11 protein-coding genes are annotated in these 12,020 nt (G+C 71.9%); 4 read left to right on the forward strand and 7 right to left on the reverse strand.

Annotation, left to right across the window (positions count from 1 at the left end):
- Nucleotides 1-29 precede the first annotated feature (29 nt).
- A complete protein-coding gene (locus AB0K18_RS25175) occupies nt 30-683 on the forward strand; it encodes an HAD family hydrolase (RefSeq protein WP_364918406.1) in 654 nt (217 codons plus the stop codon).
- Between the two features lie 24 nt (nt 684-707).
- On the opposite strand, the gene AB0K18_RS25180 is transcribed toward AB0K18_RS25175, so the two are convergent.
- The 5 genes from AB0K18_RS25180 to AB0K18_RS25200 form a co-directional block, all read right to left on the reverse strand.
- Nucleotides 708-1,031 (reverse strand): DUF5709 domain-containing protein, encoded by a 324-nt coding sequence (locus tag AB0K18_RS25180; protein ID WP_364918408.1) that lies wholly within the window; start codon nt 1,029-1,031, stop codon nt 708-710.
- A 34-nt stretch (nt 1,032-1,065) separates the two neighbouring features.
- On the reverse strand, nt 1,066-1,617 hold the full coding sequence (locus AB0K18_RS25185; RefSeq protein ID WP_364918411.1) for a hemerythrin domain-containing protein: 552 nt from the start codon (nt 1,615-1,617) through the stop codon (nt 1,066-1,068).
- 23 nt (nt 1,618-1,640) lie between these two features.
- Nucleotides 1,641-3,185, reverse strand: a complete 1,545-nt coding sequence (locus tag AB0K18_RS25190) for a gamma-glutamyltransferase (protein ID WP_364918413.1) — start codon at nt 3,183-3,185, stop codon at nt 1,641-1,643.
- A 63-nt stretch (nt 3,186-3,248) separates the two neighbouring features.
- Nucleotides 3,249-4,502 (reverse strand): MFS transporter, encoded by a 1,254-nt coding sequence (locus AB0K18_RS25195; protein WP_364918416.1) that lies wholly within the window; start codon nt 4,500-4,502, stop codon nt 3,249-3,251.
- A 104-nt stretch (nt 4,503-4,606) separates the two neighbouring features.
- Nucleotides 4,607-6,340, reverse strand: coding sequence for an ABC transporter ATP-binding protein (locus AB0K18_RS25200; protein ID WP_364918419.1), 1,734 nt, complete (start codon nt 6,338-6,340; stop codon nt 4,607-4,609).
- A gap of 74 nt (nt 6,341-6,414) precedes the next feature.
- On the opposite strand from AB0K18_RS25200, the gene AB0K18_RS25205 reads away from it, so the two are divergent.
- Complete coding sequence (locus AB0K18_RS25205) at nt 6,415-6,861, forward strand: MarR family transcriptional regulator (RefSeq protein ID WP_364918422.1); 447 nt, start codon at nt 6,415-6,417, stop codon at nt 6,859-6,861.
- Here the strand turns inward: AB0K18_RS25205 and AB0K18_RS25210 are convergent.
- Nucleotides 6,828-7,982: a helix-turn-helix domain-containing protein gene (locus AB0K18_RS25210; protein WP_364918425.1), complete on the reverse strand. Its 1,155-nt coding sequence runs from the start codon at nt 7,980-7,982 to the stop codon at nt 6,828-6,830. The two genes, AB0K18_RS25205 and AB0K18_RS25210, sit on opposite strands and share 34 nt — an antisense overlap.
- A gap of 109 nt (nt 7,983-8,091) precedes the next feature.
- Between AB0K18_RS25210 and AB0K18_RS25215 the strand changes: the two genes are divergently transcribed.
- The gene (locus AB0K18_RS25215) at nt 8,092-10,191 is read left to right on the forward strand and encodes a M6 family metalloprotease domain-containing protein (RefSeq protein WP_364918428.1); all 2,100 of its coding nucleotides are present in this window, start codon (nt 8,092-8,094) and stop codon (nt 10,189-10,191) included.
- 65 nt (nt 10,192-10,256) lie between these two features.
- On the opposite strand, the gene AB0K18_RS25220 is transcribed toward AB0K18_RS25215, so the two are convergent.
- On the reverse strand, nt 10,257-11,129 hold the full coding sequence (locus tag AB0K18_RS25220) for a hypothetical protein (protein WP_364918431.1): 873 nt from the start codon (nt 11,127-11,129) through the stop codon (nt 10,257-10,259).
- 64 nt (nt 11,130-11,193) lie between these two features.
- On the opposite strand from AB0K18_RS25220, the gene AB0K18_RS25225 reads away from it, so the two are divergent.
- The gene (locus AB0K18_RS25225) at nt 11,194-11,997 is read left to right on the forward strand and encodes a tyrosine-protein phosphatase (protein ID WP_364918433.1); all 804 of its coding nucleotides are present in this window, start codon (nt 11,194-11,196) and stop codon (nt 11,995-11,997) included.
- The last annotated feature ends 23 nt before the right edge of the window (nt 11,998-12,020 follow it).

The following is a 12,020-nucleotide window of genomic DNA, read 5'->3' on the forward strand; positions in this document are numbered from 1 at the left end:
GCCTAACCGCCAGGTGAGCAGGGGGATCGATGATCAAGGCAGTGGTGTTCGACGTCGGTGAGACGCTCATCGGCGAGGGCCGCATCTGGCGCCGCTGGGCCGAGCGGCTGGGCGTCAGCCCCTTCCTGCTCATGGGCGCCCTGGGCGGGATGGCGGCGCTCGACAGGTCGCACAGCGACGCCTTCCGGCTCGTGCGTCCTGGCATCGACATCGACGCCGAGGCGGCGGCCTGGGAACGTGACGACCCCGACGGCCTGCGCAACCACTTCGACGCCGACGACCTCTATCCCGACGTGCGCGAGGCGCTGGCGGCCATCAGGGCCGCGGGACACCAGGTGATCATCGCCGGCAACCAGCCGCGCCGCGCCTACGACGCGCTGGTGGCGATGGACCTGCCCGCCGACTCCGTCCACACCTCCGACGGCTGGGGCGTCGCCAAGCCCGACCCCGGCTTCTTCGCCAAGGTCGCCGCGGTGGCGGGATGCGCGCCCGCCGAGATCCTGTACGTCGGCGACCGGCTGGACAACGACGTGCTGCCGGCCGCGGCGGCGGGCATGCGCACCGCGCTGCTGCGCCGCGGCCCGTGGGGCTACCTGCACGCCGAGCGGCCGCAGGCGAAGGCCGCCGACGTCATCGTCGACGACCTCCACGCCATCCTCCCCGCCCTGCGCCGCCTTCCTTGAGCGCCGCCTGAGCGCCGCTTCACGTCAGGTGAGGTCGTCCTCCGAGTCGATGCGGATCGCCCGCTCCTCGGCCGAGAGGTCGTCGGCGTCGTCGGAGTACTCCGTGGCGATCTCCTCATCGTCCAGGTCGGGCCCGAGGCCCTCGTCCGGCTGGGTGAGCCGGTGTTTGGGGCGGGGCCCGCGCAGCCGGTCGGGGGCCTCGCGGCGCAGGCGCTCGTCGAGCGAGTCGTGGTGCCGGGGGTCGTCGGGGACGACCTCGTGCCGGAACCCGAGGTCGTCGGTCCACTCCTCGACCTCGATCTCCTGCTCGTCAGCCAGGCCGAACCGGTCCGGAGGCAGCTCCGTCATAGGGGTACCCCTACCCTCTGAACGGGCCGGAATCCTAGGATCCGGCCTTCTTCAAAGCCTGCGCCAGCTCTTGCTTGTCCATCTGAGACCGGCCGGGGATGTCGGCCTGCTGCGCCTGCTCGTACAGCTCGGCCTTGGTGGCGCCGTCGGGAGAGCCGGACGCGGACCCGGAAAGGGCCTTCAGCTCCTCGGCGCGGCGCTGCTCGAAGGCCTTGCCGAGCCGGTCGAGCTCCTTGGCGTCGGCCGTCTGCCGCAGCGCGGGCAGCAGCGTGCTCTCCTCCTCCTGCACGTGGTGCCCGACCGAGGCGACCAGCTCGTCCAGCGTCTCGCGGAACTCCGGCGTGCCGGGCTCGGCGCGGACCAGCGCGTCGAGCAGGATCTCCGCCTCCTTGTGCTCCTCGACGCTGTGGTGGGCGTCGAGGCCGGGGTAGACGCGGTCCTCCTCGGCTCTGGCGTGGGCGATCAGCAGGGCGTGCAGCTCCGCGACGGCGGCCTTCTGGTCGCCCTGCCCGGTCTTGAGCCGGTCGAAGATCGACTCGACGGTCCTGTGGTCCTGCGTGATGAGCGTGATGACGTCCGTAGCCATAGCGGCACCCGCTACCCGGCGGCTCAGCGTCCAATCGCGGCGCCGACGAGCGAGCGCGGGTCGGCGGCGCCGGCCAGCATGCCGTCGGGGCGGACGTCGATGAGGTGGGCGTGGCCGAACGAGCTCCCGTACGGCAGCGCCGCCACGCGGTGCCCGAGCGCGGCGAGGCCGTCGGACCAGCCGCCGCCCTCCTCCAGGTCGAGCACGGCGTCGTCGGGCGCGTCCCAGGTGTCGAACCCGGTGCCGCCGGTGCCGAGCCGCCAGCGCGGCGCGGCGACGGCCCGGCCCGGCTCCTCGCCGTGACGCAGCAGGCGGGTGATGACCTGCAGCAGGATCTGGGGCTGGGCGTCGCCGCCCATGGTGCCGACGACGGACCTCAGCGAGCCGTCGGGGCGGGTGATCAGCGCCGGCGTGAGCGTGTGGGGCGGGCGGCGGCCCGGCCCGTACTCGGCGGGGTGGCCGGGCTTGAGCGAGAAGCCGATGCCGCGGTTGTGGAGGTTGATCCCCGTACGGGGCTCGAACACCATGCTGCCGAACCCGGACGCGTTCGACTGGATGAGCGAGACGCCCATGCCGTCGCCGTCGACCACGCACAGGTACGTCGTGTCGCCGTCCCGGGCCGGCCCGCCGAGCCGCAGCCGGGACCGCGAGTCGATCCGCGACCGCCGCCGGGTGACCTCGGCCGGGTCGAGCAGGTCCTTGGCGTCCTCGTGCAGCACGTCGAGCCGGTCGTGCCCGGCGATCCTGGCGGACTCGGCCAGCAGGTGGGCCCAGACGGGATGGGAAGGGGAGGCGGGCAGGTCGAGCCCCTCGGCGATGGCGAGGGACATCAGCAGCAGGTAGCCCTGGGAGTTGGGCGGCATCGACCAGACGTCGTGGCCGTGGGCGCGGGTCTTGAGCGGCTCGACCCAGTCGGCGCCCGGCGCGGCCAGGTCGGCCTCGACGTACTCGCCGGCGCCCGCCTCGACCAGGCCCTGCCCGAACTCGCCCAGGTAGAAGCCGTCACGACCGTGCCCGGCCACGGCCTGGAGCGCGCGGGCCACGCCGGGCCTGGTGACGCGGTCGCCCGCCGCGCGTACGGAGGCGAAGTCGCCGCCACCGGGCCGCCGGGCCGCGTTCGCCGCGCCCGCCACCATCAGCGGCGAGGCGGGGAATCCGGCGGAGGCCAGCCGGATCGCGGGCGCCAGCAGCTCGGCCATGGGCAGCCTGCCGTGCCTGCCGTGCAGCGCGGCCCAGCCGTCGACGCACCCTGGCACGGTGACGGACCTGACGTCGTGCAGGTGGGGCATGCGCGTGTGGCCTTCGGCGCGCAGCCGGGCCGGATCGGCGCCGGACCCCGCGCGTCCTGAGGCGTTGAGCGCGGTGACGGTGGCGCCGTTGTGGACCAGGGCGAACAGGTCGCCGCCGAGGCCGCACATGTGGGGGGCGACGACCGCCAGCACGGCGTTGGCGGCGATCGCCGCGTCGGCGGCCGAGCCGCCGCGCTCCAGCATCGCCAGCCCGGCCGCCGAGGCCAGGTGGTCGACGCTGCACACCATGCCGGAGGGCGCGTATCTCGTGTTGTGCACGCCACGAGAGTACGCGCCCCGCCGATCTCCTTGGCCCGCTCCTGGTCCGGGATGCGCGCGTGGTCAGGCGTTCTCCAGCTGGGGGCGCAGCCGGATGGCCTGCCGGACCGTACGCCCGGAGAGCCGGGCCAGCCCCACCGCCGTGAGCAGCGCGGCCGACAGGCACGCCACGCCGCCGACCTCCAGGGCGACGCGCGGCCCGAGCGTGTCGCTCAGCCAGCCGAGCAGCGGCCCGCCGGCCGCGCCCGCGGCGGCGCTGACGATGGACAGCGCCGCGATGACCCGCCCGCGCATCGCGTCGGGGCTGTCGAGCTGGGCGCGGGCGGAGACGGTGGTGTCCAGCGCCACCGCGCCCGCCGCGATCGGCACCATCAGGGCCGCGAACGACCACAGCGACGGCATCAGCCCGCTCAGCGCCTGCACCAGCCCGGTCAGGAACGCCATGATGAGCAGCAGCCGCAGCGTCAGCCGGGTCCGCGCGGCGGCGAGGAAGCCGCCCAGCACCGTGCCGACGGCGAAGACCGTGGACAGCAGCCCGTAGCCGCCCGCGCCCGACTCCAGCGGTCCCGCGCTCATGGCGGCCATGGTGACCTGGTAGTTGCGCCCGACGCTGCCCGAGACGAACCAGAGCGCGAGCACCACGAGCAGCCAGGGCGTGCGCAGCACGTACCGCAGGCCGTCGAGCACGGCGCCGGGCTGCCGGTCGGCGGCGGCCAGCCGGTGGAACTCGCGGCGCCGCATGCCCAGCACGGCCGCGATCACCACGAAGAAGCTGGCGGCGTTGACCACGAACAGGCCGCCGTTGCCGGTGAACGGCAGCAGCGCGCCCGCCAGGCTCATGCCCAGGATGCGACCGGCGGAGTTGAGGATCGAGCCGAGCGCCATCGCGTTCGGCAGGTCATCGGGCGGCACCACCTCGGCGCCGAAGCGCCCGAGCGCGGGCCCGCCGAGCGCGTTCACCACGCCGCCCGCCAGCGCCACGCCGTAGATGGGCAGCACGGACGTCACCTCGCTCAGCGCGATCACCGCGAGCACGGCGGCGAGACCCGCCTGCGCGAGCTGCGCGGCGATCACGACGGGCCTGCTGGGCAGCCGGTCGGCCAGCGCCCCGCCCCACATGCCGAGCAGCAGCGTCGGCAGCGCCTGCATCACGAGGCTCAGCCCCACGCTGGTCGCCGAGCCGGTCAGGGTGAGGATGAGCCAGTTCACCCCCAGCACCTGCATCCAGGTGCCGGTCACGGAGACGATGTCGGCTCCCGCCCAGAGCCGGTAATTGTGATGACGCAGGGCCCTGAACGTGGAGGAGGACAGAGACACGAAGAATCCTTGCCTTGGGGAAGCACCGGGGGGATGAACAAGCGCTTCCGCGAAGCGGATTCCGGTCTGACTGTAATGTGAGGCAAAGCACGTTTAGAACGCGGTCAGACGAGTTCCACGGGTTGGTCGCGGCTCACCAGGGCCGCGTAGTGGCCGCCGCGGGCGATCAGCTCGTCGTGGGTGCCGCGCTCCACGACCCGCCCGTGGTCGAGCACCACGATCTGGCCGGCGTCGCGCACGGTGGACAGGCGGTGGGCGATGGTGATCGTCGTACGCCCCCGCGCCAGCGTGTCCAGCGCCTCCTGCACGGCCTTCTCCGTCTGCGTGTCCAGCGCGCTGGTGGCCTCGTCGAGCACCAGGACCGGCGGGTCGCGCAGCAGCGTACGGGCGATGGCCAGGCGCTGCTTCTCGCCCCCCGAGAAGCGGTAGCCGCGCTCGCCCACCACGGTGTCGTAGCCGTCGGGCAGCGCCGCGATGTGGTCGTGGATGCGGGCCGCCCGCGCCGCCGCCTCCAGCTCCTCGTCGGTGGCCGAGGGGCGGGCGAAGCGCAGGTTGTCGGCTATGGAGGCGTGGAAAAGGTACGTCTCCTGCGACACGACGCCCACGGTGTCGCTGAGCGTCTCGAACGTCAGCTCCCGCACGTCCACGCCGTCGATGGTGACCCGGCCGGCGGTGACGTCGTACAGGCGGGGGAGCAAATAGCTGAGCGTGGTCTTGCCCGAGCCCGTCTCGCCCACGATGGCCAGCGACGAGCCCGCGGGCACGGTGAGGTCGACGCCGGTGAGCGTGGGGGTGTCGCCGTACGCGAAGTCGACCTGCTCGAAGCGGACCTCGCCGCGCACGTCCGTCAGCTCCCGAGTGCCCGGCCTGATGTCCACCGGCAGGTCGAGGTACTCGAAGATGCGCCCGAACAGCGCCAGCGAGGTCTGTGCCTCGACGCCGAGCCGCAGCAGCGAGACCATCGGCCGGAACAGGCTCGTCTGCAACGTCGTGAACGCCACCAGCGTGCCCACCGAGATCGCCGCGGTGTGGCCGGCCGCCCAGTAGATGGCGGCGGGCATGGCGGCCATCACGAGCTGGATCGACGCCTGCCGCCAGCGCCCCGCCATGCTGGTGGCCACGCCCAGCTCGGCCAGCTCGTGCGAGGCCTTGCCGAAGCGCTCGGTCAGCTCGGCGGAGCGGCCCATCGTGCGGCCGAGCAGGATGCCGCTGATCGACAGCGACTCCTGCACCATCGAGGCGATGCCGGCGAGCTTGCGCTGGCGCTCGGAGGTGATGCGCTTGCGCTCCGAGCCGACCTTGCGGCTGATCCACACGAACACCGGCAGCAGCGCGAGCGAGACCAGGGTCAGCCGCCAGTCGAGGGCGGCCATGGCGACGACCGTGGCGATCACCGTGGTCAGGTTGGAGACCAGGGACGCGGCCGTCGAGGTGACGACGGCCTGCATGCCGCCGATGTCGTTGGCGATGCGCGACTGCACCTCGCCGGTCCTGGTCCTGGTGAAGAAGGCCAGCGACATGCGCTGGAGGTGGCTGTAGACGGAGACCCGCAGGTCGTGCATGACCCGCTGGCCCACGGTGGTGGAGACGAGCGTCTGCAGCACGTCGAACACGGTCGTCGTGACCGCCACGAGGATCATGCCGAGGGCGAGCAGGGTGAGCAGCCCGGCGTCCCTGGCCGGGATCGCCACGTCGAGCACCTCGCGCAGCAGGAACGGCGAGGCCAGCCCCACCAGCGAGGACAGCACGATGAGCGAGGCCACCACGGTGAGGCGGCCGCGGTAGGCGCCGAACAGCCTGATGATGCGCCCGATCGGCGCGCGCGGTTCCTCCGCCAACGTGGAACCTCCTTCTTTCGGCTGCCCATTCGAACAGAGGTTAGCTCATATTTGTTCCGGCTAAACTTCTCGGCATGGCAGACAAGGAGCTCGCGGAGCTCTTCTACCTGGTCGGCAAGCGCGTGCGGCACGGTTACGCCCACCGGCTGGTCCCGCTGGGGCTCAATCCGGGCCAGGCGCGGGCGCTGCGGGCTCTGGCCGGCGCAGGGCAGCCCATGCGCATGGTCAGGCTGGCCGACGAGCTGCGCATCGTGCCGCGCTCGCTCACGCCCGTCGTGGACGCGCTGGAGGCGGCGGGCCTGGTGCGCCGGCAGGTCGATCCGGCCAACCGGCGCTCCACCCTGGTCGTGCTCACCGACGAGGGGCGCGCGCTGGCCGAGCGGGCCCGCGAGGCGCGCAGGGAAGCGGGCGAGGAGTTGTTCGCGGTGCTCACGCCCGGGCAGCGCGCGTCGCTGCGCGAGCTGCTCGAACGCGTCGAGAGCGGAGGTCAGGACGGGCCGGGCGGCTCGCGCGGCAGGTAACGCCCGGACAGGCGGGCCAATTTCAGGCTGAGGTGCAGCGCCAGCCGCTCGCCGCCGTCCTTCAGATCGGTGCGGGCCAGCTCCTCCACCCGCTGTAATCGGTAGTACAGCGAGGTCCTGTGCAGCCGCAGCGCCTTCGAGGTCGCCACCGCGCTGCCCGCCAGATCCAGGTACGTCTCCAAGGTCTCCAGCAGTGGCAGGTACTGCGCGTCCGCCAGCAGCCCTTCGAGCCCCGGGTGCAGCTCCTGGTCGGGCAGCTGGGTGAGCATCCGGTAGACGCCCAGCCTGGCCCACTCCGCCGTACGCCCGAGGCCGGGCACCCGCGCCGTCACCTCGGCCGCGTGCCTGGCCTCCCGGTACGACTCCGCCGCCAGCGCCAGCTCGGCCCTGGGCCGCCCCACCCCGACCACCACCGGCACCGGCATGGCCGCGTGCAGCTCGTCGGCCGGGACCGGCGGCCCCGCCGTGAGCAGCACCGCGTGGTCGTAGCGCATCAGGTGCAGCGGGTGGTGCCCGCTCAGCCGCCGCCGCAGCGCCAGCAGCCCCTGCTCCAGCGCCAGCCGGAGCGCGTCGTCGGGCTCGGCCGTACGCGGCCTGGCCACCTGGACGGTCACCGGCTGCGCCTGCGGGAACGCGCCCGCCTCGATGAGCTGCCTGGCCGCGTCCCGCTCGCCGAGCAGCAGCCCCGTCACCGCCTCCAGCTCCCGCTGCGAGGCGAGCCCGCTGGCCAGGCTCTCGTGGAACAGCGCGAGGGCGAGCCCAGGCACCGCGCGGGCGGCCTCGGCGACGGCCGGCTCGGGCATGGGCGGCTCGGCGTCGATGAACCACAGGAAGCCGAGCAGGCCGTCGGCGTGCCGTACGGGGACGCAGACCCGCGGCAGCAGCCCGAGCTGCGGCGCGCCAGGCGTGCGCAGCGGCCCGGCGGCCTCGGCGATCCCGGCCGCGCGCAGCCATCGCCGCACCTCGGGCTCGGTGTGCCGGCGCAGGATCGAGTCGCGGCGGACGTCGTCCATCGCGCCGTTCTGCTCGCTGTAGGCGACCACGCGCTGGTGGCGGTCCTCCAGGAGCAGGGGGCGTTCGAGGCGGGCGGCGAGCTCGTCCACGGCCCGCTGAAGATCCACCACAAACACCCCCTTACGTGGCCTTTTCGACAAATGACGGAAATGTCAGTACAGGTCTTCCCTACAACTGCTCGGTGATCTCCGTCAACAACGTCTATACGGTCAAGCCGTGAACGCCCCGAAGAAGCTGCTGAAGGGTTTGCTGGCGGCCATCGTGCTGATCCCGGTGACCCTGATGGCGACCCCTGCTTCCGCAGCACCCCCCGAGAACCCCGAGCACCCGTGGCGGCAGAACCACTGGCCGCAGACCCAGCCCTGGCAGCTCGACGAATCCCTCGACGCCGCTGCCGATGAGCGGGCCCTGCGCAAGACTCCCAGCGCCGGCCTCAAGCCCGTCGACCCGCAGAACTGGGTGAACCCCGACAACATGACGTGGGCGGACTACAAGAAGCCCCCCGGCACGAAGTGGAACGACCCCGCCGTCAAGGGGTCGCAGCGCACCTTCAAGGGCGCGCTCGTGCTGCTCGACTACCCCAACCAGCCGTTCGTGGTGACGCAGCCGCAGAACTCGACGGTGTACGCCAACCCGAGCGCCGAGGCCCACGACATCCCGCGCGACCAGGTCGCCAGGTTCTACCAGGACTTCCTCAACACCCCGAACGACCTCAACAAGGGGCACACCATCCATGAGTACTGGATGGAGGACTCCGGTGGCCGCATCGGCGTGGAGCTGACCGGGTTCGGCCCGTACACGATGCCGGGCAAGGACCACGAGTACGCGATGGAGTACCAGCGCCAGTCGTGCCCCTCCGGCGACAGCTGCAACAAGAACCTGCGCGCCGACGGCAACGCCGCCTGGCTGGCCGACGTCGGCCAGGACGTGGCGGACCAGTTCGACTTCGTCTTCTACCTCAGCGCCGGCCAGGACGAATCGGCCACCTGGCAGGAGTTCGGGATGATGAAGTTCCCGACGAAGGAGGACGTCACCGACGAGTGGGGCCCGGACGACCCGGCGCTGCCCAACTGGTCGCCGACCCGCTACGTCGAGTGGACCTCCTGGCAGGCCGGCTCCAACTTCTGGCCCAACGCCCGCTTCGGCGTCGACTCGGTGCAGGCGGAGAGCTCCGGCATGGGCGTCTACGCCCACGAGCTGAGCCACATCTTCGGCATCGCCGACAACTACAACAACCCGTACGGGGTGCCGCCGCGGCGGTCGTACACCGGCATCTGGGAGATGCTGAGCCGCGGCAGCTTCAACGGCCCCGGCGGCCCGCACTCGCGCTGGCTCGTCCCGCCCACCGCGGGCGGCTCGATGGGCGCCCAGCACATGCTCCGCAACAAGATCAAGCTGAACATGGTGGACGAGGCGAACGTGCTGCGGCTCAGCCGCGAGGCGCTCGCCGAGTCAGGCCTGGTGACCGCCAAGGTGACGGCCCGCGTGGTGCAGCCGGGCAAGAACGGGCTCTCCGGCGTCAACATCGCGATGGACCAGGACCGCAGCACCTGTGACAGCGGCGACCCGCTGTGCGACGGCGGTGGTTACGACAACTACACCGTCGAGGTCGTCGACCGGATGGGGGCCGACTCGTTCACGCCCGACTCCGGCGTGCTGCTCGCCAAGACCAAGAACGAGGACAGGTCCCCGTTCGAGTGGGTGATCGACGCCAACCCGCAGGACATCGGCATGACCGACTACGTGCTGCCCGACGGCACGAAGGTGCCGATCACCATCGGCGACTACCGCCAGCTGTCCGACGCCCTCTTCCACGCCGGCACCGACTCCGGCAGCGAGTACGAGTACGTCGACGAGGCCAACCGCCTGCGCTTCTACGTCACCGACCTGCACCGGGACAAGAAGGGCCAGCTGTCGTACACGGTCGCGATCCGCTCGCTCGACGGCGCGGGCCCGCAGCGGCGCGGCGTCAAGCTGCTGCCCTCGGTGGGGCTGCCGTCCGGCAAGAACGTCTCCACCTGCAAGTTCCCGCTGTTCAACACCGGCAAGAAGGCCGCGGCCAGGGGGCAGCACCCCGAGGACGTCAGCGCCTACCTCAACGCCGACATCTACCGGCTCAAGGCCGAGGTCCAGGGCAAGGGCTGGGACGTCCGGCTGCCCAACGCGCTGGCCTCCGTCGAGTTCGGCAAGCAGGAGCTCGTCAGCGTGGACGCCGTACGCACCGGCGGCGGCCACGTCGGCAAGATCAAGCTCACGGCCACGTCCGAGAGCGACCCGGCCAAGAAGGCCACGGCCAGCTGCACCGTGATCGGCTGACATGACGACGGGGCACGGCCGAAGCCGTGCCCCGTTCGTCTGTGCCGCGTTCGTCTGTGCCCCGCCTAGGTGAGCGGCGAGCGGAGCAGCTCGCCCGCCGTCTGCCTGGCCTGCAGGATGCTCTCCTCGAACAGCTTGCGCACATGGGCCGCCTGGTCCGACAGCTCGTTGATGCGGCCGTGGGCCAGCTCGTCGCGTACGGTCTCGGCCAGCAGCTGCTGGTATTCCGGCGTCTTGGCGGCCAGCTTCTCCAGCCGCAGGTGGGCGTGGTAGACCTTGTCGGCCTTCAGCACCTGCTTGGCGTACTTCTCCAGATGCCGTACGCGGTGCGTCAGCGACGTCCAGGCGGCGTCCAGCGCGCTCGTGTACGGCTCGAACGCCGCCTCCATGTCCGGCGGCAGCTCGCGCGGCACCAGCTTGCCGTGCTCGGCGTGCATCGACGACAGCCGGCGCAGCCGCTGGGCGATCTGCCAGACCTCCTCGGGCAGCGACACCTGGTTCTCGACGCTGTCGATGAGCCCGGCCTTGTGCACGTTGGAGTGGAGAATGGCCTCCACGGCGTTCTGCGCCCTGCGCAGCAGCATCTGGCAGGGGTGGTCGAGGTCCTCGGGAAGGATGTAGTGCTCGGCGTGCGCCCGCGCGAGCCCCAGTCTTCGCTTGGTCGAGCGGTAGGTGCCGTCCGTCGCCAACCACCTGATCACGACGATCATGCCGACTCCCGTGCCCATGACGAACAGGGGCGTGCTGCTGGTCAGCATGAACAGCAGCAACAGGAAGGCCGGCAGGACGAACAGGGTGGCGGGGTTTCGCGTGGTGTCCATTCGCGCGCCCGATCGAGCCTGGCGGAGGATGTGCGGGCTCGACCGCAACTCGACCGAGATCTCCGGGGGCAGCGATGGATCGATCACCAGCCGTGGAGGCAGAGCTCGTGGATCCATACGTTCATGCTGCGTTATGAACCTCGAATTCGCTGCGTTCTGCCGGACATATAGGGTCGTAATAATGAGCGAGATGACGAGGTGGATCGACCTTGAAGGCGCGGTCAACGCGCGTGACCTGGGCGGATTGCCCACTCGTGACGGCGGCCGCACCCGTCGCGGCCGGCTCTACCGCGCCGACAACCTGCAGGGGCTGACGCCCGCCGACGTGGCGCTGCTGGTCGGCGAGCTCAACCTGCGGCACGTCGTGGATCTGCGCTCGACGGCCGAGGTGACGCTGGAGGGGCCAGGTCCGCTGACCCGGGTGCCCGAGGTGCGCCACCACCACCTGACGTTGTTCGCCGAGGGCGGCCGGCACACCGACGTCGAGGCCGACGTCGCGCCCGAGGGCATCGACGGCGAGCGGGTGCTGCCGTGGGCGGACCGGGTGCTCGACGAGGAGCTGCGGGTCACCGGGTTCTACTTCGGCTACCTGCGCGACCGGCCCGACGGCGTGGTGGCGGCGCTGCGGGCGATGGCGCTGGACGACGGCGCGGCGCTGGTGCACTGCGCGGCGGGCAAGGACCGCACCGGCGTGCTGGCGGCGCTGGCCCTGGAGGTCGCCGGCGCCACCAGGCAGGCCATCGTCGAGGACTACGTCGCCACGGGGGAGCGGCTCGAGCTGATTCTCAAGCGGCTGCGCGGCAGCGACACCTACCGCGACGACCTCGACTCGCGCCCGGCCGACGACCACATGCCGCGGGCGCGCTACATCGAGCAGTTCCTGGGCGTGCTCGACGACCGGTTCGGCGGGCCGATGGGCTGGCTGGCCGCGAACGGCTGGACCGACACCGACACGACCGCCCTGCGCGCCCGCCTACGCGACTGACGGCCCCGCCGGTCAGCTCGCCC

This window comes from Nonomuraea sp. NPDC049421, from assembly GCF_040677005.1.
Taxonomy (GTDB): domain Bacteria; phylum Actinomycetota; class Actinomycetes; order Streptosporangiales; family Streptosporangiaceae; genus Nonomuraea; species Nonomuraea salmonea.

Excerpts from the sequence above, each read along its gene's own strand:
- AB0K18_RS25180 (WP_364918408.1), bottom strand. The coding sequence starts at position 1,031 with ATGACGGAGCTGCCTCCGGACCGGTTCGGCCTGGCTGACGAGCAGGAG.
- AB0K18_RS25225 (WP_364918433.1), top strand. The coding sequence starts at position 11,194 with ATGAGCGAGATGACGAGGTGGATCGACCTTGAAGGCGCGGTCAACGCG.
- AB0K18_RS25185 (WP_364918411.1), bottom strand. The coding sequence starts at position 1,617 with ATGGCTACGGACGTCATCACGCTCATCACGCAGGACCACAGGACCGTC.
- AB0K18_RS25220 (WP_364918431.1), bottom strand. The coding sequence starts at position 11,129 with ATGGATCCACGAGCTCTGCCTCCACGGCTGGTGATCGATCCATCGCTG.
- AB0K18_RS25205 (WP_364918422.1), top strand. The coding sequence starts at position 6,415 with ATGGCAGACAAGGAGCTCGCGGAGCTCTTCTACCTGGTCGGCAAGCGC.
- AB0K18_RS25175 (WP_364918406.1), top strand. The coding sequence starts at position 30 with ATGATCAAGGCAGTGGTGTTCGACGTCGGTGAGACGCTCATCGGCGAG.